The following is a 20,605-nucleotide window of genomic DNA, read 5'->3' on the forward strand; positions in this document are numbered from 1 at the left end:
ACGGCGTCGAGGTGACAGACGCCACAGAAATCAGCGCCGCCTGATCAGGCCGCGTCACCCAGATTCAGGCATAGCTCAGTCTCGACCGTGCGCTACTATTTCTACCGCTGGCGCGATGATGGCCTGCTGGCCGAGATCAATCGCCACCTGGTCGCAGCCGCGCGCCTCGCGGCAGGACGCGATGTGCAGCCGACAGCCGGTGTGATCGACAGTCAGAGCGTGAAAACCTCTGAAAATACGTCCCTTTCCGGCTACGATGCGGGCAAGCGGATCAAAGGTCGAAAACGCCACATCATTACTGACACCTGCGGCAACCTGATCGCATGCGAGGTTCATACGGCCAACATTCAGGATCGTGACGGTGCGCCCAGGGTCTTCGCCAGGCTCCACCGCGAAGCCCCGAAACTGCGCCACATGTTCGCGGATGGCGGCTATGCCGGACCGAAGCTGCGGGGCGCCCTCGTGAGGCTCGGACGCTGGACGCTGCAAATCGTCAAGCGCTCGGACACCGCCAAGGGCTTCGAGGTGCTGCCACGCAGATGGGTCGTGGAGCGCACCTTCGCATGGCTCGGTCGCTGCCGTCGCTTGGCGAAGGATTGGGAGAAATCCATCGAGAGCGCCGAGGCTTGGCTGCTGATCGCCCATATCCGGCGCGTGACCCGATTCCTTGCAACAGATTGAAATCGTTCATCCCGTTTTGAATCGGACACTAAGAAGCAAAGGCTGAAGGAAGTCGCACGGGCCAGGCATGCGGCTAATGCGCCGAAACCCTACCAGAGCCTCACTTGTTCCACGACACCAATCCGCGAAACGCCTGACCCTGAGCGCCCGCGCCGCGTCTTTCCGGTTGAGGATTGGTGAAATGACGGATCACCTCCTGGACTCTGCCGCATCACTTCTCGATGCCGGTGACGCGAGCCGCATCGCCCATATCCGGACGGCCCGTTGGATCAGCCATCCGGTTGCAAGTCGCGCCCATAACGCCATGCGTCTGCTACTCGATCGGCCGGTCACTTTGCGCCCCAGAGGGCTCTTGCTGACGGGCCCTTATCACAATGGCAAGACGATGATCGCCGAACGCTTCGCGATTGAACATTTGCGTCAGTCAGATCGTCAAAGGATCTGGGTGATCCAGACCCGAGAAGGTGCCGGACTGTCTCACTTCTATGCCAGCATTCTTGCCGGGTTGCGCGCGCCTCAGGCATCTGGTTGGCGAAGCCTGTCGCGCGCGGGCGAGCAGGTGGATCATTTGCTGGACAGCTTGAAACCCCGCCTGCTCATCTTCGATGAGTTTCACAGCGCCCTTCGAGGGCGCCGACAGGACGTGAAAGCTATCTTTTCGTTCCTGCGCCGTATCGCACGTGTCCACGACATCTCGCCCGTACTGGTCGGCGAGGTTGCGGTCTATGACGCGGTACACGACACCGAGGAAATGGGATCGCGGTTCGATACGATCCCTGTTCCCAGATGGGCGTATGACGAGGATTTCGCGACGCTCCTCGATAGTCTTGTGTCGCGTTGCCCTTTAATCTGAGACGCGACGCGTTTGGCGGGAGTGGACAGAACATGGGGGTCATGTGGCGCGTTTGCTGTTTGCAACCGTCAGGCGACCGTCGAGGACGGCGGCCCGTGTGATGGCAACTCGGTGAGCCCCTTTTGGTGACCACCTCATCCTTCTGCGCTTTCCCATGCGGGAATTGGCAATGTCATCGACTGATCCTTCGGCACGAGAAGACGAGATGGGCAGCCCTTTACGGTACCGTCGGCCATAGTCGACAAGGGATTCCATGTTGTTCGCGAGATAGGTGTACAGTGTCTCGCAGCGGACCTGCACGCGAGCGGCAGCGGTGCGGACAGCCAGAGGTTCTTCCGCAAGGCGGGCGCAATCGTGCATGAGCCCCTTCAGATAAGTTTCCGCGACACGTGCTCTGCCGTGCCAAAGCCACCAGCGGAGGCTTTTCGCAGGGCGCTGGAACAGCACTGGATTGCCGGCAAAACTTTGTGTCTGGACGAGCCCCTGAACGGCGGCCTCGACATGCTGCACACGCATGGAGATGTGCCACCAGTCGAGAATATGCTTCACCGGGGCGTCGCCGTTGGTGGCATTTCGGATCAGATTTGGCAAAGCTGGCTCGCCGTCCGAGATCACCGTCAACAGACGGCCTGGCTTCCATCCGAAGTCTGACAGCTCGTCTCGCATTCGGCTGCCTGGCGATGCCGTCGCATTGGCGACCAAGCCAAATCGTCGGCACATATTGCGGCTTTCAATCTTACCGACCACAAGATCCAGGTGTCGCTGCTGATACTCCGGTCGACAGCGGATATGCGCACCGTCCAGAAAAACCGTCAAACCACCTTTGGGCGGTGCTTCAACGGGATCGACTGATGCCCTTCGACTTTTCTCGAGCCCCGTGGCGACTCTACCCAACCGGTCACGCACCGTGGTGTGATGGGGCGGGTGGCAGGGCAAGAAGCTCTTCATCAGCCGTGCGGCTTCGCGAAAGGAATGCCGGGACCCAAGCTCCGCATGGAGCCGCTGCAGTTCCGGGGTAGCTCGGTCTGGAAAGAAATAGGCCAGCGGAGAAATAGGCCCGCCGGGCATCGCCGCTGACCTCACATCACAAGAACAGCGGCGCAAGCGCGCGGCTTTGACCCGAACCCGACCAAAGAGCGTGTCAAGAACGCGCGTGCGATAGTCATGAATGGCACGAACCGAGGCGCAATCCGGGCATATGCGGCTCTCTCGAGTGATCTCCTCGACCTGATCGTAAAGGACTACCCTCTGGATCTGTTCGACGATCCTCTTCCCATCCTCAAGGCGCAGCCCGATCCCGTCTGGGCAGGTAACCCGGTAGGGTCGAGATATGCTATCAAGCTGATGGGTACGCTTCTCCCCGTTGTCGAAAATCGTTTCGATCGTAATCCGAACGTCCATGGCAGCCCCCCTCGCAAAGAGCTTACCTTAGCACAGGCCAGACCACCGACGACGACCCCCATGTTTTGTCCACTCCCGCTATATCTCCCGTTGCGGGGGGCCCACGGTTCTGGGGTGTTGCGTTTCATCCAAACAAGCGTTTGGCGAGTCTTGTCACGTTCGCCTTGAGCGCTTTTTCGTTGGGGCTGCTTGGATCGAAGGCTCCGCCGTACCAGGCCTTTAGGTCTTTGTGTTCGGGGTGTTTCGGGTCGGTCATGGCCTCGACGAACATCGCATAGCCAAGCGGTCCACCGATGTCTTCAGGCGGGCAATTGCCGGTGTTTCCAATCAGGCGCGGGTAGGTTCGCCCCGGGTTTGCAGCGGCGGGTGGCGCGGCTGTGATCTCATGTTCCCAGTCATCGCCGAAGTCGTAGAGATAGGTCAGGCCAGCGTCTCCGGCCTTGTCCAGAGCCTGGGTGAGCGTGGTCTTGTCGGCAGGCAGGTCTTCTGGGCTATCAACAAAGTCCGGCATGACCCAGCGTTCGGCACCCCACTGGTAGGGCGCACCCATGCAGAACTGATAGAGATGGGCATTGTGCCAACCGAACGCCGCCTGCAGCGTTTCGTGCAGGTGGTCGAGCGGGATGTCGGCCGGCACTTCGAGCGTACGGGTGACCTTTGGCGCGACATCGCGCAACGTCACGGTGATTTTGATGATCTGCATAGCCTGCCCCCTTTGTCAGGGCGCAGTGTAATTCCATGGCAGGACGGCGTCGATATCAGATTGTTTGTGGCCTTGAGCGATGGCGGTGATGGTCGGGATCTTCTTGCGCAATCGACTGTCCTCACGCAGCAAGGATGTTGTTGAGGATGTCCGTGGCCTCCTCGGGGGCCTCGACGACATGACGTACATGTGGGCGCATCAGGGGGTTCGGATCGGATTGTTTTTCCAGCGCCAAGGCGTGGAGAAGCCCCTTCGACGCGCACTGTAATGCCCGTCAACAAGGAGCGTCTGTAGTTGAAAGCTCAAAACGGGACAGCCGAAACCGGCCAACTCCGCGCACGGTGGGAGGCATGAAAGGAGAACGACATGCAATGGCTGCTCGATAACTGGATCATCGTGCTTTTGGTCGGTGGTATGATCGGCATGCACCTGTTTGGTCATGGTGGTCATCGTGGTCATGGTCGCAGCAAGCACAAGCCGCACGATGCTGACACAAACGACGAGTCTGGCAAGACCCGGCCCCACAGCCACGCTAACAAGGGCGCGGTTCCTGGCCCGGCGACCAAAGATGCGAAGACCGCCGATGAGCGCTGAAAGCACATGACTTCGTCAATCCAAACCGCATCTGAGATCAAGATGAACCGACACAGTATCGCAGAATTCGCCCGCCCCGTTCGCGCAATGGGTCTTGGCATCGTCGCATCCCTGCTGCTTGCGACAAATGCTGCTTTCGCTGCCGACTCGACCGGCTACACGACCGTTGACGGCACGTTGATCTACTATGCCATCGTGCCCGCCGAGGTCGTCCGCACCTTCCCGCGCGGCACCGCAGAGGCTGAAATGCATGGCGGAGTGCCGGATGGCAGGCATGTTCACCACCTCCAGGTCGCGGCGATCGATGCCGAGACCAATGAACGGATCACCGATGCACAGGTCACGGCATCGATCGCCGAACTTGGGCTGAGCCCGCAGAAGATCGAGCTGGAACCGTTTCTGATCGACGATGTGCTGACTTATGGCGGCTATTTCGAATTCTCCAAACTGGCCACCTATTCAATCGACATTCAGATCGAGCGTCCGGGCGCGGCGGCTGCCACACCGGCCCGCTTTGATTACAGACACCATTGAAGACTTCGCCCGCGGACGCAGCAAGAAAACTGACAGGAACACATGATGCAAACGAAATACCTTGCGGTCTCCACCGCAGTTTTCACCGGCCTTCTGGTTCTGGGCTGGGTCACCCACGGCACCGGCGTCGTCCGGGACGATCCCGAACGCAATATCGTCATTCCCGACGAGTTGATGACACAGCTTCAGGTCAAGGCCGCCTATGACGGCGAGAACATCTATTTCCGCTACCGCTGGCCCGCCGAACGCCCGATGCTGTTTGATGACGTTCTGGTCTACGAAGATGGCGTCTGGGAGGAACGCGGCGGCGAAGTGATCGGCCCGGACCCCGACAACCTAGTCGAAGACCGGGTGGCGATGATGGTCGATGACGGCTCGGTACCACTTTTCGGTCGCTATGGCGGCTACATCACCATCGGCGACGGCCTGACGACTTTCACCGGCGTGCCCGAAACCGAGGAAGAGCGTACCAAATACCTGCCCTCGACCCGTACCGACCCAGGTGATTTCGAGTCGGTGCGGCCGGAAAACGAACTCGAGATGCTGCGCGCGGCCGGTCAATTCCTCGATCTTTGGGACTGGCGGTCCAGCCGAACCAACCCGTTGGGACAGGCGGAGGACACCTCGGTCGGTGCCGAAAGGGAGGCCGACGCGGGCATCGCCCCCTATTTCACCAATATCGACGAGGAGACCGGCCTGCCGCTGTTCATGTTCGACCCGGCCGCAGGCGATCCGGCGCTGCGGATCGACGCGGTAGTGGCCGGTGAGGTCGGGTTCAATGACACCTATTATCTGAACGCGGCTACGGCTGTTCCTTTCGACCCGAATCGCGACTGGCAGAATGGCGATACCCTGCCCCGCCGGGTTCTGCGCGATGGGTCGGGATCGCGCGCCGACGTCGCCATGCCTTCCGCCGCGCGCTGGCGCAACGGGTTCTGGGACGTGACGCTGGTGCGGGCGATGGATACCGGCAACCCGCTCGAAGACAAGATCTTCCGCGACGGCGGCAATTACGATCTCGCCTTTTCGGTGTTCCGCAACGCCTCGACCATGCGCTGGCACTATGTCTCTCTGCCGGTCTCTCTGGGTCTTGAACAACCCGCCCAGTTGGTGGCCGAACGCTTTGAGGGTGACGCCCCCGACTGGACCCAGCCCTGGACGGAAATCACCATGTACTATCCCGGTCAGGTCACTTGGAGCCGGCTGACGGATGCACGCCAGCACCCCGGTGCCGACCGCATCGCACAGCGCGTTCCGGTAGCCACGCGTCACAGTGAGGAACAGCTCGCGCTTTATGGTGTGCAGATGGAATTTGCCGGCGAAATCCGCAGTCAATGGATTTGGACATTGATCATCAGTCTCGGCCTGATCGTGGGCATGGGTATCAACGTCAACTTGCTAATGCGCCGCCGCGAGGGAGAGGCCTGATGACCCATTTGAATGCAAATCAGTCCGGAACCCCCGGCACTCCAAAGGACACCTCCATGAAACCCGCTCTGCTACGCTTCCGCCGCATCACAGTCGCTGCAACCCTCCTGGGCCTGCTCGGTACCGGCGCGGCGCTGGCGCATGGTGTGGACGCCGGGGTCCAGGTCGAAGTGGTGGGCGAGCCCTCCTGGTCGCTCAGCCCGGTCTATCACATTCTCATGGCACATTTTCCGGTGGCGCTGTGGATGGCGGCCTATCTGTTCATCCTGATCCGCTGTCTTTCCGATTCGGAATTCGCGGTACGCCTGCAAAAGGCAGTCTGGCCTCTGGCCGCGCTCGGAACGCTCGCGGGCTTTGTGACCTACGGGCTGGGTCTGACGATCTACCCCTGGTCGGCGATCACTGAATCCCCCCTGGGGCGTAACCACATCATGTTGGCCACCTGGACGTTGAGCTACTGGACCGTGATGAGCGTGCTCGGCTATCGCTTCCGCCGTCACCTCTATGTCGGCGGGCAACGCTGGATCACCCTGGCGCTGGCGACCATAGGTGCGATCGTCATTACCATCACCGGAACGCTAGGCGGGTCGCTGGGTGGCACACCATCATTGGTGACGGAAAGCCTTAGCTGGATCGGCTGGAACGTCTACATGACCTTCTACCTGCCGACCTGGATGCTGGTCGTCTATGGCGTGGGCACGGTCGTGCTGATCGCCATCGGTATCGTCGGCCGCCGCCGTGCTTGATCTGAAGCGCTCACAGGCCCGGGTCGCGGCGGCGTCGCGGCCCCACTTTCCGGATGCGCCGCTTCCGGCCTATCGGGAGCAGTATTACTGGTGGGCCTATCTTCGGCCCGCCAGCCTGCGCGTCTTCGATCACCCATGGGCGGTCAACGCAATCCTCTGGGGACAATACCGGCGGCTCTGCGACGCTGCCATTGTCGAGATGGCTCCCGGCACCGAGGTGTTGCAACTGGCCTGCGTCTACGGCGATCTGTCGCCGCGTCTGGCCCGCCATCTGGGCCGGTCCGGGCGTCTGGATTTCGTCGAAATCGCCCCAATCCAGGTCGCCAATACCCGAACCAAGCTGAACGATGCGCTTCCCCTGACCCGCGATTACATTGCGGCGGCGGAATTGACGGACTGATATGACGTCGCAGGCCGAAATCGAAATCGTCGGGGCCGGGCCTGCCGGCCTGACCTGCGCGATCGTGCTGGCCAGGGCGGGGCGGACCGTCACCGTGCGCGAATGGCACGGCGATGTCGGCCACCGGTTCCATGGCGATTTTCAGGGTCTGGAGAACTGGACCGACCCGCAGGATGTCCTCGCCGAACTGGCCGAGGCGGGCATCGCCGCCGATTTCGATCACCACGGTGTGAGCGAGGGAGTTGTGTTCGACGGCCACGCAAGACCACATTCGGTGACCGGAGCGCGCCCGCTTTTCTACCTTCTGCGGCGCGGCCGCTCGGCAGGAACGCTGGACCGGGCGCTACTGGATCAGGCCCGCGCCGCCGGAGCCGAGGTGCGGTTCAACGACCGCGTAAAGAACACCTCGGGCAACATGGTTCTGGCGGGCGGGCCGCGCCGCGCAGATATTATCGCCGTGGGGCATGTTTTCGACACGACCATGGCCGACGGCGCCTGGCTCGCATTCGGCGCCGATCTGGCCCCGAAGGGCTATGCATACCTGCTGGTCCATGCCGGGCGCGGCACGGTAGCCAGCTGCATGTTCACGGGTTTTCGCAACCAGGCGCAGCATCTTGCCGCGACAGTGGCCTATTTCACGCGCCACGCCGGTTTGCAGATGCAGAACCCCCATGAATTCGGCGGCTTCGGCAATGTCAGATTACCGCGTACGGCGATGCAGGGCGGAAACCCTGTGATCGGCGAACACGCGGGCTTTCAGGACGCATTGGCAGGGTTCGGGCTGCGATATGCCATGCGATCCGGTCGGCTGGCGGCGGAAAGTCTGATCCATGGAACGGACTATGCGAAATCCTGGCGACGCGATCTGCAACCGGGCCTGCGCGCCGGTGTGGTCAACCGGTTTCTGTTCAACCAGACCGGCCCGCGCGGGGTGGATTATCTGATCGGCAAGATTGCCCGGGTCGATACGGGTACAGCCCTGGCCCAGGCCTATGGCTTGTCATTGCCGCGCCGACTGCTGCTGCCACTTGCCCGATATCGCTTTCGCGCCCCGTTGAAAGACGGCAGTTGCAGTCACCTGAACTGCGATTGTGTCTGGTGTCAGCACGGCGACCACGATGCCGCCGACACCTGAACGCAGCGCCAATTCACGTCGGCCGTCGGAAAATCGTGCCGAGGCTCGCGCGTCTCCCCTTCGGCAACTGTAACGCTTCGCCATCTTCAGCGTCCTTACCTGCAGGGGTCGGTGACCGACCGCCATTGGAAAAGCATGAGGAGATCACAATGAAACACATCGCACTCGCCGCCGCCGCCATCGGGGCCGTCGCCTTTGCAAACGGCGCCTTCGCCCACGAAATGGACCTCGATCAGGACGGCCTTTATTCGTTGGCCGAAATGCGGACCGAATATCCCGATCTGACCGACGCGCAATATGCCGCCCTAGACACCAATAGGGATGAAGCTGTCGACGCAGACGAGTTGGCGGCCGCAATTGCGAACGGCACTCTGGCGCCAATGGAATAGCGACTGGCCTATGGATCCGCGCACCCGGATCGCCGCGTCTGTGGCGACCCAGGCTCCTGCCGTTGCAAGATGGGGGGCACCCGACAGCGACAATAAGGTGTAATGCAGATGCAGGTTCGGGACATCATGACGGAAGCCCAAGGCCAGCGGTCCTTTCGAGCCCGGTTTGCCAATTTTCACTGAAACGACCAATGACCGTGATCAGCCCCACTTGGGTAGGGCTGATCATCAGGACCAGGCCTTTGATCCATCGGGATGATGGACTGAGCTATGCTGGAATCTGGGCGACGCGGCCTGATCAGGCGGCGCGGTTTTCGGTGTCGTTTGCGGCGACACCATCGGTGAATGTGACGCCTTCGATGACCATCGGCAACTGGTTCGCGCGCTTCAGCCGACGCCATGTCTTCGCGGCGGTCTGAACGAGCTTGAACACCATCAGCTTGGCGTCGCGGTCCTTTGTCAGGCACGTCACCGCCTTCTCGTATCTGGCCGCGTATTTCTCGGCGAAGATGTCCATCACGGCTTTGGCCCTGGCGCGGGACTCAGCGTGCCAGATCTCACGTAGATCGGCCTTCACCGTCGGCTGCATGGATTTCGGGAACTTGTTGAGAACATTGGCTGTCTTGTGAACCCGACAGCGCTGATGACGCGTGCCGGGAAGGACCTCGTCGAGCGCCTTCCAGAACCCCATGGCCCCGTCACCCACGGCGACCTCGGGCGGCACTGAGAGGCCGCGCGTCTTGATGTCGACCAAGAGCTCTCGCCAGCTCTGGGCGCTTTCCCGAACGCCGACCTGAAAGCCGACCAGTTCCTTCTTTCCTTCGGGCGTGGCGCCGAGAATGACCAGCATGCACTCGGCCTGCGGCTCCATCCGGGCCTGCAAGTAGACACCAACGGTCCAGATGTAGACATACTGCCGGGCAGAGAGATCGCGGCGCTGCGAGCGGTCGTATTCCTGCTGCCACTCCCCGGTCAGCCGCGAAACCACGCCCGGCGACGGGCTAGGTGCATCCGGGCCGAGGAGCGCAGCGGCCAGCATCCGGCGCGCCCCGTCACACAGCCCAGGGATACATGAACGCCATCTCCATATCGAAGGCCAGGAACAGCAGCGCATAACCGGCATAGCGCGCATGATAGCGCACCCAGACCGGATCGCGCGACTGGGTGCCGGCGGTGGCGGGCACGTCCTTGCCGGGTTCCGCGCGCGCCCGCCCGATGGCCCGCGCCAGCCCGTAAAGGCTGAGCACGAGACCGAACACACCGACACTCAGCCCGAAAAGGATCGCGTATTGGGAAAGCTCGCTCATCCTTGGCACCTCCTATGGGGCTGTCGAATCCCAATCAGGTTAGGGGTTTGATCTCCGCGGCACAATCACGCCAGCGCCCGGGCTGCCGTCATGCAAGGACGCGGCGGGTCGCGGATCATTACACGTCTCCGCGAGAACCGGTCTCGGGACTTCGGGACCACAGGTCGCAATTGGTTTCTTCCAGTTGCGTCGCCGGTGACTTAACGTTGCACAATGGGCCATCGGACCGAACGGAACAGGGGAAGCCAAATGTGTCTGTCTGCGCAAGTCAGTTTTGCCGCCAGTGTTTTTCTCGTCGGCGGCGGCACCGCCATTTCGATTGTGGCCTGGCGGCGCAACAAGCGCTATCTGCCGCTTGCCCTGATGCCGCTTTTCGCTGGCTTGCAGCAGTTTACCGAAGGCTTCGTCTGGGTCGGCATGAACGGAAACGATCCCCTGACGGTCTTGTGGGGGGCGATGGGGTTCATCTTCTTCACCTGGTTCATGTGGCCGATCTGGGTGCCGTTCTGCGTCTACGTGCTGGAACCGGATGACAGTCCGCGCAAGCGGTTGTTCCGCCTCATGGCGCTGATCGGGCTGGCCTTCGGGCTGTTGCTTTACATCCCGCACGGGCTGAACAGCGACATGGTCGTGGTCGAGATCAACAACCAGTCGCTGGCCTATGAAAGATCCATGTGGCTGGATTTCATGATGCCGCGCTGGCTGACCAACACCATCTATGTGACCCTCATCACCTTGCCGCCGGCGCTGTCGCACTACAAACATGTGCGCCATTTCGCGCTGACCCTGGTGGCGGTGATCGTGGTCGACATCGCCTTCCTGCAATACGCCTATATCTCGTTCTTCTGCCTGCTGGCGGGACTGGCGACACTGCATCTGGTCTATATCATCCTGACAAACAAATGCGCCCGTGAGTGCCCCGAATTGTTCGCCTGACCCCCGCGTTCACATCGAACGCGGCAAACGGATAAACCGAGGAACGCCGCCGGATCGGTTGCTTCCGATGGTCGGGCACAAACCAACGCTGCACGCTGATGTTTGTTCTGATTTCCAACACCACCCGTTTGCGGCTAATGCGTTTGACGTGCTGAGGCGGACAAGGCTTCTTGGTACGCGACTTCACAAGAAAGCCATGTCTTTGACGTGTCAGCGTGACTTGCTCCCCTTTGAGTCCGCGTTGATAAGTTTGCGCTGTTCAGGAGGCGCAGCGCTCTTCGGCACTGAACACAACCGGTAGCTTTTGCCGTTCTGTAGGTTCGTGCAGGCATTGCTTCATGTCCGGCCGCTGGCACGTCGTCTCGAAAATGAACCGCAGCCCGAAAAGCCGGACGTTATGTATCGACGGGGTGGTTTTCGTGTCCGCCATCGGACCTTTCTGTCTGTTGATTGAGAGACCCCAATCGTCAGACAGGCACACCGGTTTCCAAGATGCCGGTCGTCACCGTCTTGCGACTGCTGCCGTTGCGCCGATTGGGGCCTCGGTTCTGGCCCTCAGGCGCTTCTTCTGCGCGCTCCTCGCCAAGATGCTCCTCCATCTCGCTCGTCAGCGCGCGTTCCGCCAACGCCTTCGTCAGTTCGGAAAGAATGCCTTCCTTGCCGAATAGATCGCCCGGCGAACGGCCTTCCATCAAACGGTCCAACAGGTCTTTGTCGATGCTTATACGTGGGTCTCCTTTCAGAGCAGTTACCACGCCAGAGCACAAAATTCAGGATAGTCCCTCTACGCACAACACGATAACCCGGTTTGGCGGTGACAAATACAGACCCACGATGTCCCGCACCTTGTCCACAAACAGCGGATCGGTTGAGAGTTTGAAGGTCTCGCTTCGGTGGGGCTGCAGGCCAAAGGCATTCCATATCCGTCGGATCGTAGTATGCGACAGGCCCGTCTCGGCGGCCATGCTTCGGATCGACCAGCGCGTGGCGTCCTTGGGTGTCGTTTACAGCGTGCGCTCGATCACCCCGGCCACCTGTTCATCCGACACCGTACGCGGGCGACCGGGGCGGTATTCGTCAGTGAGCCCTTCGATCCCGGTCCCGCACAAACCTTCTGCGCCATTCGCCGACTATATGCTCATGCACGCCAAGCCGCGCGGCCACCTCCTGACTGGGCAACCCATCGGCGCAGAGCAGGATCATCCGACAACGGTCTGACAGCGAACATGGCGCTTTGTGCCGCCGTACCTGACCTTCAAGAAAGTGGCGCTCATCTTCACTGAGCACCACCGCATCCGCAACTCGACCCACCATCTCATCATTTCCTGAAACCCCGTTCAATCAATGAGACGAATTACAGTTCCGGGTGACTAGGCCATGACCCGGTAAGTGCCGACCGCCCCTGCCCCGTTCTTCCGCCCGCCGCAATTCATAATTATCGATATTGGATTTCTTTCGCTTTGACAGGAGCGCCGGCAGCACCCTAGCTTGCATATTGCTTGCGCAAACGTTTGTGCAAGCTCGTCAATCAAGACCCGAGGAGTGCAGAATTGGCCAGAAACACGATATTCGACGTGGAGTTTCGCTCCTACGGGGTCTGCGTGGGAAAGCTTCGCAACGAGGTCACGAACGAGGCGCTGACGCCGTTCCAAGTGCGGCGCATGCTGCCCACCGACGAAGGCCGGTTCCAGGGCGGCGAGAACACGGCGCCGACGCCGCTGGAATACTTTCTTACGGGCCTCGTCGGCTGCCTCATGACCCAGATCCGGGTGTTCGCCCGGCGGCTCTCGGTCGACGTGGCCGACCTGGAGGTCGGATGCAACGCGAAATGGGAGGCATTGCGCGACGCGGTCGGCCCCTACCAGGCCCGCCCGGTGGGCTTCGACATCGACATTTCGCTGATCTCGGACGCGCCGGAAGAGAAGGTGCAAGAACTGATCGCCGCCTCGAAACGGGCCTGCTTGGGGTGGATTCCGGTAGGGGGCAGGATCGTATCACAAGGAACTCTGTCGCTGCCGCTTCATAATATCGAGCACAGTATTTTTGCTGATCCCAAGGTCGCGGGCGATCCATCGGTATGATCGACCGTCTTCCACGGCTTGAATGACCTTTGGCGCGAGCTTGTCGGATTTTGGGCGTTGTCCTGGCTGGCGACCGAGCTTCTTTCCTCGCGCCCTTGCGGCGGCGAGCCCGGATTTCACCCTTTCGCTGAGCAGATCGCGTTCAAACTGAGCAATCCCGGCCAGCATGGTGGCCATCATTCGACCATGTGGCGTCTCTACTTCGAAGGTCATGCCGCTCATGGCTACAACGGAGACTTTCCAGCCGGCGAGCCTGTTCAGGGTATCCAGCAGGTCCTGAGTGGACCGCCCCCACCGAGAAAGTTCGCTGACCAGGATGGCGTCGATTTGTCGTGCCTGCGCCAGGTCGAGTACCCGGTTGCGCGCAACGCGATTGTCGGACGCGCCAGAGGCTTTTTCCTTGAACACTCCCACCACGTCATACCCGCCGCGCTCGGCGAACGCGGTGAGCTCCGTGACCTGCCGCTCGCAGGACTGGTCGGACGTGGAAACCCGGGCATAGATAGCGGCGCGCTGTCCCATTTGAACCCCCTTTGAATCGGGCCTTGCAAGTCGTTGGTTTTGCTGGTGCGGGAATTGTCCTGAACAGACTAATGACTAACAAGGACAAACTCGTATGCCAAGACGCTCTATCCTGACCGCGCGCCAGCGCGCGGCGCTGTTCGATCTGCCGACAGACGAAGCCACCATCCTCTACCACTACACACTGGCGGACGATGACCTCGAATTCATTCGAACCCGTCGCCATGCACGCAATCGCCTCGGCTTCGCCCTTCAGCTTTGTGCTTTCCGATATCCTGGCCGACTGTTGGCGTCGGGTGAGGTCATTCCAGAGGCCATCAGCAGCTTCATCGCAGCACAGCTTGGCGAAGAGATGGATGAGCTTTGCCGATACGCCGAGACCGACGTAACGCGGCGCAGGCATTTGGTCGACTTGCGCCAGCTCTATGGCTTCAAGATGTTCTCCGGGCATCGCGCGCGGGAACTGAAGGCCTGGCTGGCAGGCGAGGCGGAGGTGGCAACCTCCAACCATGATCTGGCCCGCCGGTTTGTCGAAGAGTGTCGCCGGACCCAGACGATCTTGCCGGGTGTGTCCGTGATCGAGCGCCTCTGCGCGGATGCACTCGTGGCGGCGGAACGCCGGATCGAAAGCGCCATCGTGAACCGGCTGGATGAGGATAGAAAGGCCCGCCTGGACACCCTGCTCACGGAGATGGTCGATGGCACGGTCAGCCGGTTCGTCTGGCTGCGCCAATTCGAGGTTGGTCAGAACTCGGCCGATGTTGGCCGCCTCCTCGATCGGCTGGAGGTTCTGCGGGATCTGAACATCTCGCTAGATATCCTCGCGGGCATTCCACCCCATCGGGTGACCGGCCTGCGGCGTCAGGGCGAACGCTACTTTGCCGATGGTCTGCGTGACATCAGCAGCGACCGCCGCCTGGCCATTCTCGCGGTTTGCGCCGTCGAGTGGTGTGCCGCGATTTCCGACGCGGTGGTCGAGACCCATGACCGGATCGTCGGCAAGACCTGGCAGGGCGCGAAGAGGCTGTGCGACGCCAAAATCGCCGACGCAAAGGCGGCGGTGCAGGACACCCTGCGCGCCTTCAAATCTCTCGGGTCGGCCCTGCTGGACGCCAGAAGCGATGGGTCTTCCTTGGATCAGGCGACAGAGCTGGCTTGCGGGTGGGGTCGGCTCGAAGGGCTGGTCGCCACCGCCGCCGAGTTGACGCACACGATGGCCGCAGACCCATTGACCCATGTTGGCCAAGGTTATCTTCGGTTCCGGCGCTATGCCCCGCGCATGCTGCGCGTTCTCGATATCGAGGCGGCGGGTATCGCAGCTCCCTTGCTGCAGGCGACCGCGCTGATCGCAGACGATGAAAAGCCCGAAACCCGCCCAGTTGGCTTTCTGCGGCGCGGCTCGAAATGGCACCGCCATCTGAACGCTGCCGCCGGTGACGGCCATCGGCTCTGGGAGGTTGCGGTGCTGTTTCATTTGCGGGAGGCGTTCCGGTCGGGTGACATCTGGCTCCTCCATTCCCGGCGCTACGCTGATCTGAAGCAGGCCCTGGTTCCTGCGGAGGCGGTAGAGGGCGCGCCAAGGCTGACGGTGCCGCTCGACCCGGAAACCTGGCTTGCCGATCGCAAGGCGCGCATGACCGACGGGCTGGCGCGACTGGCCAAGGCGGCTCGCGCAGGGGCGATCCCGGGCGGGTCGATCGAGAATGGCGTCTTGAAAACTGACCGCCTGAGTGCGGCGGTGCCGCAAGAGGCGGACGAGCTGGTGCTCGATCTCTACGACCGGTTGCCGACCATACGGATCACCGAACTGCTGCAGGAGGTCGATGCAGATATTGGCTTCACGGAAGCCTTCACACATCTGCAGACCGGCGCGCCCTGCAAAGACCAGATCGGGATGCTGACCGTGCTGTTGGCTGAAGGTTTGAATCTTGGGCTCAGCAAGATGGCCGAAGCGACCAGCACACATGACTACTTCCAACTCTCCCGCTTGTCGCGATGGTATATGGAGAGCGATGCCATCAACCAGGCCCTCGCCTTGGTAATTGAGGCACAGGCCCGGCTGCCCATGGCCCAATTCTGGGGAGGGGGCGTCACCGCGTCCAGTGACGGGCAATTCTTCCCCGCCGCCCGGCAGGGCGAAGCCATGAACCTCATCAACGCGAAATACGGCTCCGAGCCAGGCCTCAAGGCCTATACCCATGTCTCCGACCAGTTCGGCCCCTTTGCCACCCAGAACATTCCGGCCACCGTGAGCGAGGCGCCCTACATTCTGGACGGGCTGCTGATGAACGAGGCCGGACAAAAGATCTCGGAGCAGTATGCCGACACCGGTGGCTTTACAGACCAGGTCTTTGCCGTGACCGCGCTGCTGTCCTACCGGTTCATTCCGCGCATCCGGGATCTGCCGTCAACGCGGCTCTATCTCTTCGATCCCGCCACCGCGCCGAACGAGTTGCGCGGCTTGATCGGCAGCAAGATCCGCGAAGGCGTCATCGTCCAGAACTGGCCTGGCGTCCTGCGTGCCGTGGCCACCATGGCGACGGGCGTCCTGCCGCCCAGTCAGTTGCTCAAAAAGTTCGCCGCCTATCCGCGCCAGCACGAGCTGGCCGTGGCGCTCCGCGAAATCGGCCGCATCGAACGCACCCTCTTCATCATCGAGTGGCTACTCGACGCCGACATGCAGCGCCGGGCCCAGATCGGCTTGAACAAGGGCGAGGCCCATCACGCCCTGAAAAACGCCCTGCGCATCGGGCGACAGGGCGAAATCCGTGATCGCACCGCCGAGGGGCAGCACTACCGCATGGCCGGCCTCAACCTGCTCGCTGCCATCATCATCTACTGGAACACCAAGCATCTCGGTCAGGCCGTCGCCGCGCGTCAGCGGGCCGGGTTGAATTGTGCGCCCAATTTACTGGCGCATATCTCGCCGCTCGGCTGGGCACACATCCTGCTCACTGGCGAATACCGGTGGCGGCGGCAAACCGGGGCCAGCTTGTGAAGTAATCAGCCCTATTTCTTGCCACCGTCACGGCTCCCAAACGGACGCACCGCGATCATCGCCACCACAAAGGCGGCACAGAGTTCAAAATGGAGGAAAGAAGGGGGTGTCAGGGCCTTGTGATACGATCCTGCCCCCTACCGGAATCTACCCCTAAGGGGGAACTTTCAGCGAACACGCTGGGTTCGGCGTTTTCCCTGATCGCCTTGTATGCTGTTGATCTGCCTATGCCGAGATGTTTTGCGGCTTGTGAGACAGATTTTCCTGCACCGACGAGGTCTTTGAGGGCAGAGATTGTCGCCGGCTGTAATGGCGGTCTGCCAGGGACACGGCCGTGCTTTCTGGCGCTCGCCAACCCGTCTTTGGTGCGCTCTGAGATCAGGCGGCGCTCGAAATGCGCAATGGCGCCAAATACATGGAACACGAGTTCCCCGGCGGCGGATGTTGTGTCGATCCGTTCTTCGAGGCTGATGAGATTGATCTCTCTGGCCTTGAGGTCGTCGACGGTTTCCAGGAGTTCCTTGAGCGAGCGTCCTAATCGATCGAGGCGGATGACGGCGAGGGTATCGTTGGGCCTGGCCTGATCAAGCAACGCCGCCAGACCGGGTCGATTGAATGTCTTGCCGGAGATCACGTCCTCGAACACGCGTATAGCGCCGTGTTGCAGCAACCGGTCTTTCTGGCCGGACAAATCCTGGTCGATGGTCGAGACCCTTGCGTATCCGAGGATGTCGCCTGTGCGTGGCATGGTGTCTCCAAAACGAACGGTTTGGGGACGTCTGCCCAAGAGGTGGGGGATCGTCCTTCCGGATATCGATATCTGTCTATTTAATAGTCTTCATATTAAAGCGTGTCCAGAAAACTTCAACACCGTTTTGAGGACACCTATGCCCCCTCGTTCGCTGCTTTCCGCCCGTGCCCGTGCAGACCTTTTCGATATTCCCACAGACCGTGATGGTTTGATGCGTTATTATCTGCTGGCGCCATCGGATCTGGAATTGATCCGGACGCGTCGCCGCCATGAAAACCGGTTCGGGCTGGCTGTCCATATCTCTCTGCTCCGTCACCCGGGCCAAGGATGGCGCGATGGGGTGGTATTGCCTGCGGCCCTCTTGGACTGGCTTGGAGATCAGCTGCATCTGCCGACGTCACACTTTCTGAATTATGCCAGCCGTGGGGCGACACGGGCTGCGCATCAAGCTCTTGCGATGCAGCATTTGGATCTGGTGCCGTTTACCAAAGCGCATATGGCAATGGCGGAGGATATCGCCACGAGGGCGGCCTTCGCGACGGATCATGGAGTGAAGATTGTCGAGACGCTGATTGCGGACCTGCGCAAGCACCGTTTGACGCTGCCGAGCGTGGACACGCTTGAGCGCCTCGCCTTGAAGGGCCGGGCGCGCGCCCGACGGGAGGCTGCCGCGGCGCTGTTTGATGCCCTCTCACCGGAGCAGCGTGACCAGTTGCAGGCGCTCTTGGTGAATGACCCGTCCGTAGCGCAAACGCGGCTCACGTGGTTGCGCGGCTTTCCGCATTCGACCAGCCCGGCCAGCATGGCCGCGCTTCTGGACCGTTTGAAATATCTGCGATCATTGGATCTGCCGCCAGATCTTGGCCAGGGTCTGCACCCGGACCGGCTGCTCAAGTTCGCGCGCGAGGGCGCTGTGGCACCCGTCAGCTTGCTGAACGATTTTGGTGAGCGGCGGCGGATCGCAACGCTCGCGGCACAGATGGCGGATTTATTCATTACGATCACCGACGCGACCATCGCCATGTTCGAGCGACTGACCGGCCAGCTCTTCTCAAGATCCCGCAACCATCAGGAGGAGGTTTGGCGTATGGGGAAGCCCCGGGTTGGCAAGCTGATGCAGCTCTTCGGCGCATCCATTGATGCCATGGCCCGCGCACAAGACCTGGGGCAAGACCCCTTTGCTGCGCTGGATGCGGATGTCGGGTGGGATACGCTCTTGGACAAGCGTGACGAAATCGCCGGCTTCGGAGAGCTGGCAACCAGTGACCCGCTTTCTCTGGCGGCCGAGCGCTATGCGTATATGCGCAAGTTCGCCCCTGCCTTTCTGGAGGCCTTCCAATTCAATGCCACCGATGCGGGGGATGATCTCAAGGACGCCATCGCCTTGCTGCGTGATCAGAACCGCACCGGCAAACGCAAGTTGCCCGATGATCCGCCCATGCCGTTCGCAGCCAAGCATTGGCCGTCGCTGATCGTCCAAGACGGTCAGCCACAACGGCGCGTGTATGAAACCGCTGTTGTGTCCACCTTACGAGACCGCCTGCGTGCCGGGGATGTCTGGGTCGACGGCAGTCGCGAGTATCGCCGTTTCGACAGCTACCTGATGCCGCGGGACACAGCGGAAACCGTCATGCGGGACGCGGGCTTTGAGACAGATCCGGAAGCATGGTTGTCTGATCGGCGGGCCACGCTGGTGAAACGCCTTGACCAAGTGGACCGCGCCCTGAAGCGCAATGCGCTCTCTGGTGTCCGCATTGAGCGCGGGCGGTTGAAGATTACGCCGCATGACGCAGTCACACCACCGGCCGCGGTGCGCCTGGAACGGGCGATTGACGCCGTGATGCCGCGCATCCGCATCACGGAATTGCTCTGGGAGGTGAATGCACAGACCGGGTTCCTCGATGCCTTCACCGATCTCCGGTCTGGCAAGCAGCACGATGAACCCGCCGCAGTTCTGGCCGCGATCCTGGCCGGGGCCACCAATCTCGGCCTGGAGCGGATGGCCCATGCCTCATCGCGTGTCAGCCATGCGCAACTGACCTGGGCCCAGACATGGTACCTTCGGCCCGAGACATTCGCGGATGCCTTGGGCCGCATTGTCGATGCCCATCATGGTCTGCCCTTCGCGCAACACTGGGGCGCGGCTGAGCACAGCTCATCGGATGGCCAGTTCTTCTCTGCCAATCGTGGCAGCGGACTCATCAATGCCAAGTACGGGCCTGATCCCGGCCTGAAAATCTATTCTTTCCTGTCGGGCCAGTACGGATCGTTCCATTCCAGCGTCATCGGGGCGACGGCGGGCGAGGCGCCCTTTGTGCTCGACGGTCTTCTGGGCAATCCGGCCAGTTTTGACCCCCTCGTTCACTACACAGATACCGGCGGCGTGTCGGACCACGTCTTTGCCCTGTTCCATATGTTGGGGATGACCTTCGCGCCGCGCTTGCGCGACTTTCCCGATCGGCGGTTGGCGTGCTTCGGGGGCGCGAAGGCGTGGCCTACCCTGTCGCCTCTGATCGGGAAGCCTATCAATGAAGAGGTGATCCGGCAGCATTGGGGCGACATCATGCGGCTCGCGGCCAGCATCCGCGACAGATCTCTGAAACCGTCTGAAATCCTGCGAAAGCTTGGGGCGTACCGCCAGCAAAACCGGCTCTACCTTGCCTTGGGTGAAATCGGCCGGATCGAACGCACGCTCTTCATGCTCGACTGGATCGAGAACGCCGACCTGCGCATGGAATGCCACGCAGGTCTCAACAAGGGTGAAGCGCGCCATTCGCTGGCCAGGGCCGTCTTTGCCCACTCACAAGGGCGCATTCATGATCGATCTGACGCGGCACAACAGAAACGCGCCATGGCGCTCAACCTCGTTATTGCTGCCATCACGTTCTGGAACACGATCTACATGGACAAAGCGGCCAGCCACCTCGCGCGGACCAGCCCGCTCTACAATGCCGGGCTACTTCCGCACACATCGCCGCTCGGATGGGAGCACGTCATCCTTTCCGGCGACTTCGATTGGCATTCCGGAGCCGCTGACCGCAAAATTGCGCGGCCGCTGAACATCAGACCAGCCAGAGACTGGGGAACGTGAAGATGTTCGCTGAAAGTTCCCCCTTAGAGTAATCCTACGCACAAACCTTCCGATG

General features: G+C 61.3%; 18 protein-coding genes and 3 pseudogenes. 13 read left to right on the top strand and 8 right to left on the bottom strand.

Annotated features, from left to right (window positions below; all coding sequences use genetic code 11):
• Nucleotides 1-78: 78 nt before the first annotated feature.
• Both HNS34_RS19185 and HNS34_RS19190 read left to right on the top strand, forming a co-directional pair.
• Nucleotides 79-681: pseudogene (locus tag HNS34_RS19185) on the top strand (IS5 family transposase); the annotation flags it as partial.
• Nucleotides 682-862: 181 nt separating this feature from the next.
• A complete protein-coding gene (locus tag HNS34_RS19190; protein ID WP_235952815.1) occupies nt 863-1,534 on the top strand; it encodes a TniB family NTP-binding protein in 672 nt (223 codons plus the stop codon).
• Nucleotides 1,535-1,573: 39 nt separating this feature from the next.
• On the opposite strand, the gene HNS34_RS19195 is transcribed toward HNS34_RS19190, so the two are convergent.
• Both HNS34_RS19195 and HNS34_RS19200 read right to left on the bottom strand, forming a co-directional pair.
• Nucleotides 1,574-2,935 carry an ISKra4 family transposase gene (locus HNS34_RS19195; RefSeq protein ID WP_172321712.1) on the bottom strand — a complete coding sequence of 454 codons (1,362 nt, stop codon included), beginning with the start codon at nt 2,933-2,935 and terminating at the stop codon, nt 1,574-1,576.
• A gap of 124 nt (nt 2,936-3,059) precedes the next feature.
• Nucleotides 3,060-3,638: a plasmid pRiA4b ORF-3 family protein gene (locus HNS34_RS19200; RefSeq protein WP_172321713.1), complete on the bottom strand. Its 579-nt coding sequence runs from the start codon at nt 3,636-3,638 to the stop codon at nt 3,060-3,062.
• 366 nt (nt 3,639-4,004) lie between these two features.
• Between HNS34_RS19200 and HNS34_RS19210 the strand changes: the two genes are divergently transcribed.
• The 7 genes from HNS34_RS19210 (at nt 4,005) to HNS34_RS19240 (ending at nt 8,864) form a co-directional block, all read left to right on the top strand.
• Nucleotides 4,005-4,232, top strand: a complete 228-nt coding sequence (locus tag HNS34_RS19210) for a DUF2933 domain-containing protein (RefSeq protein WP_172321714.1) — start codon at nt 4,005-4,007, stop codon at nt 4,230-4,232.
• An 87-nt stretch (nt 4,233-4,319) separates the two neighbouring features.
• A complete protein-coding gene (locus HNS34_RS19215; RefSeq protein WP_172321715.1) occupies nt 4,320-4,766 on the top strand; it encodes a hypothetical protein in 447 nt (148 codons plus the stop codon).
• A 45-nt stretch (nt 4,767-4,811) separates the two neighbouring features.
• The gene (locus HNS34_RS19220) at nt 4,812-6,194 is read left to right on the top strand and encodes an ethylbenzene dehydrogenase-related protein (protein WP_172321716.1); all 1,383 of its coding nucleotides are present in this window, start codon (nt 4,812-4,814) and stop codon (nt 6,192-6,194) included.
• A complete protein-coding gene (locus HNS34_RS19225; protein ID WP_172321717.1) occupies nt 6,194-6,940 on the top strand; it encodes a DUF2231 domain-containing protein in 747 nt (248 codons plus the stop codon). Before HNS34_RS19220 ends, HNS34_RS19225 begins: the two co-directional genes overlap by 1 nt.
• Entirely contained in the window at nt 6,933-7,340 is a 408-nt protein-coding gene (locus HNS34_RS19230; protein ID WP_172321718.1) for a hypothetical protein, read from the top strand. Before HNS34_RS19225 ends, HNS34_RS19230 begins: the two co-directional genes overlap by 8 nt.
• A 1-nt stretch (nt 7,341) precedes the next feature.
• Complete coding sequence (locus tag HNS34_RS19235) at nt 7,342-8,475, top strand: NAD(P)/FAD-dependent oxidoreductase (protein ID WP_172321719.1); 1,134 nt, start codon at nt 7,342-7,344, stop codon at nt 8,473-8,475.
• A gap of 149 nt (nt 8,476-8,624) precedes the next feature.
• Nucleotides 8,625-8,864, top strand: coding sequence for an EF-hand domain-containing protein (locus HNS34_RS19240; protein WP_172321720.1), 240 nt, complete (start codon nt 8,625-8,627; stop codon nt 8,862-8,864).
• Between the two features lie 298 nt (nt 8,865-9,162).
• Here the strand turns inward: HNS34_RS19240 and HNS34_RS19245 are convergent.
• Together HNS34_RS19245 and HNS34_RS19250 are read right to left on the bottom strand one after the other, a co-directional pair.
• Nucleotides 9,163-9,927, bottom strand: a pseudogene (locus HNS34_RS19245) (IS256 family transposase); the annotation flags it as partial.
• On the bottom strand, nt 9,917-10,171 hold the full coding sequence (locus HNS34_RS19250) for an NADH-quinone oxidoreductase subunit A (RefSeq protein ID WP_235952816.1): 255 nt from the start codon (nt 10,169-10,171) through the stop codon (nt 9,917-9,919). The pseudogene HNS34_RS19245 and the gene HNS34_RS19250, both read right to left, overlap by 11 nt.
• A gap of 249 nt (nt 10,172-10,420) precedes the next feature.
• Here HNS34_RS19250 and HNS34_RS19255 point away from each other — a divergent pair, with 249 nt between their 5' ends.
• A complete protein-coding gene (locus tag HNS34_RS19255) occupies nt 10,421-11,107 on the top strand; it encodes a DUF6629 family protein (protein ID WP_172321721.1) in 687 nt (228 codons plus the stop codon).
• 467 nt (nt 11,108-11,574) lie between these two features.
• Here the strand turns inward: HNS34_RS19255 and HNS34_RS19260 are convergent, their stop codons facing one another.
• Together HNS34_RS19260 and HNS34_RS19265 are read right to left on the bottom strand one after the other, a co-directional pair.
• The gene (locus HNS34_RS19260) at nt 11,575-11,811 is read right to left on the bottom strand and encodes a transposase (protein ID WP_235952817.1); all 237 of its coding nucleotides are present in this window, start codon (nt 11,809-11,811) and stop codon (nt 11,575-11,577) included.
• A gap of 78 nt (nt 11,812-11,889) precedes the next feature.
• Nucleotides 11,890-12,421: pseudogene (locus tag HNS34_RS19265) on the bottom strand (IS630 family transposase); the annotation flags it as partial.
• Nucleotides 12,422-12,657: 236 nt separating this feature from the next.
• Between HNS34_RS19265 and HNS34_RS19270 the strand changes: the two are divergent.
• Entirely contained in the window at nt 12,658-13,188 is a 531-nt protein-coding gene (locus HNS34_RS19270; protein ID WP_172321722.1) for an OsmC family protein, read from the top strand.
• On the opposite strand, the gene HNS34_RS19275 is transcribed toward HNS34_RS19270, so the two are convergent.
• Nucleotides 13,102-13,710, bottom strand: coding sequence for a recombinase family protein (locus HNS34_RS19275; protein WP_036742596.1), 609 nt, complete (start codon nt 13,708-13,710; stop codon nt 13,102-13,104). The two genes, HNS34_RS19270 and HNS34_RS19275, sit on opposite strands and share 87 nt — an antisense overlap.
• A gap of 94 nt (nt 13,711-13,804) precedes the next feature.
• Here HNS34_RS19275 and HNS34_RS19280 point away from each other — a divergent pair, with 94 nt between their 5' ends.
• A complete protein-coding gene (locus HNS34_RS19280; protein ID WP_172321723.1) occupies nt 13,805-16,708 on the top strand; it encodes a Tn3 family transposase in 2,904 nt (967 codons plus the stop codon).
• Between the two features lie 109 nt (nt 16,709-16,817).
• Here HNS34_RS19280 and HNS34_RS19285 read toward each other — a convergent pair whose 3' ends face one another.
• Entirely contained in the window at nt 16,818-17,456 is a 639-nt protein-coding gene (locus HNS34_RS19285) for a recombinase family protein (protein ID WP_235952818.1), read from the bottom strand.
• A gap of 139 nt (nt 17,457-17,595) precedes the next feature.
• Here HNS34_RS19285 and HNS34_RS19290 point away from each other — a divergent pair, with 139 nt between their 5' ends.
• Nucleotides 17,596-20,550, top strand: a complete 2,955-nt coding sequence (locus HNS34_RS19290; RefSeq protein WP_172321724.1) for a Tn3 family transposase — start codon at nt 17,596-17,598, stop codon at nt 20,548-20,550.
• Nucleotides 20,551-20,605 lie beyond the last annotated feature (55 nt).

This window comes from Alterinioella nitratireducens (assembly GCF_013155465.1).
In the GTDB taxonomy this organism is placed as follows: Bacteria; Pseudomonadota; Alphaproteobacteria; order Rhodobacterales; family Rhodobacteraceae; genus Alterinioella; species Alterinioella nitratireducens.

Bases quoted from the DNA above. Each gene is read 5' to 3' on its own strand.
- HNS34_RS19190 (WP_235952815.1), top strand. From the start codon at position 863: ATGACGGATCACCTCCTGGACTCTGCCGCATCACTTCTCGATGCCGGT.
- HNS34_RS19195 (WP_172321712.1), bottom strand. From the start codon at position 2,935: ATGGACGTTCGGATTACGATCGAAACGATTTTCGACAACGGGGAGAAG.
- HNS34_RS19200 (WP_172321713.1), bottom strand. From the start codon at position 3,638: ATGCAGATCATCAAAATCACCGTGACGTTGCGCGATGTCGCGCCAAAG.
- HNS34_RS19210 (WP_172321714.1), top strand. From the start codon at position 4,005: ATGCAATGGCTGCTCGATAACTGGATCATCGTGCTTTTGGTCGGTGGT.
- HNS34_RS19215 (WP_172321715.1), top strand. From the start codon at position 4,320: ATGGGTCTTGGCATCGTCGCATCCCTGCTGCTTGCGACAAATGCTGCT.
- HNS34_RS19220 (WP_172321716.1), top strand. From the start codon at position 4,812: ATGCAAACGAAATACCTTGCGGTCTCCACCGCAGTTTTCACCGGCCTT.
- HNS34_RS19225 (WP_172321717.1), top strand. From the start codon at position 6,194: ATGACCCATTTGAATGCAAATCAGTCCGGAACCCCCGGCACTCCAAAG.
- HNS34_RS19235 (WP_172321719.1), top strand. From the start codon at position 7,342: ATGACGTCGCAGGCCGAAATCGAAATCGTCGGGGCCGGGCCTGCCGGC.
- HNS34_RS19240 (WP_172321720.1), top strand. From the start codon at position 8,625: ATGAAACACATCGCACTCGCCGCCGCCGCCATCGGGGCCGTCGCCTTT.
- HNS34_RS19250 (WP_235952816.1), bottom strand. From the start codon at position 10,171: ATGAGCGAGCTTTCCCAATACGCGATCCTTTTCGGGCTGAGTGTCGGT.
- HNS34_RS19255 (WP_172321721.1), top strand. From the start codon at position 10,421: ATGTGTCTGTCTGCGCAAGTCAGTTTTGCCGCCAGTGTTTTTCTCGTC.
- HNS34_RS19275 (WP_036742596.1), bottom strand. From the start codon at position 13,710: ATGGGACAGCGCGCCGCTATCTATGCCCGGGTTTCCACGTCCGACCAG.
- HNS34_RS19280 (WP_172321723.1), top strand. From the start codon at position 13,805: ATGCCAAGACGCTCTATCCTGACCGCGCGCCAGCGCGCGGCGCTGTTC.
- HNS34_RS19285 (WP_235952818.1), bottom strand. From the start codon at position 17,456: ATGCCACGCACAGGCGACATCCTCGGATACGCAAGGGTCTCGACCATC.
- HNS34_RS19290 (WP_172321724.1), top strand. From the start codon at position 17,596: ATGCCCCCTCGTTCGCTGCTTTCCGCCCGTGCCCGTGCAGACCTTTTC.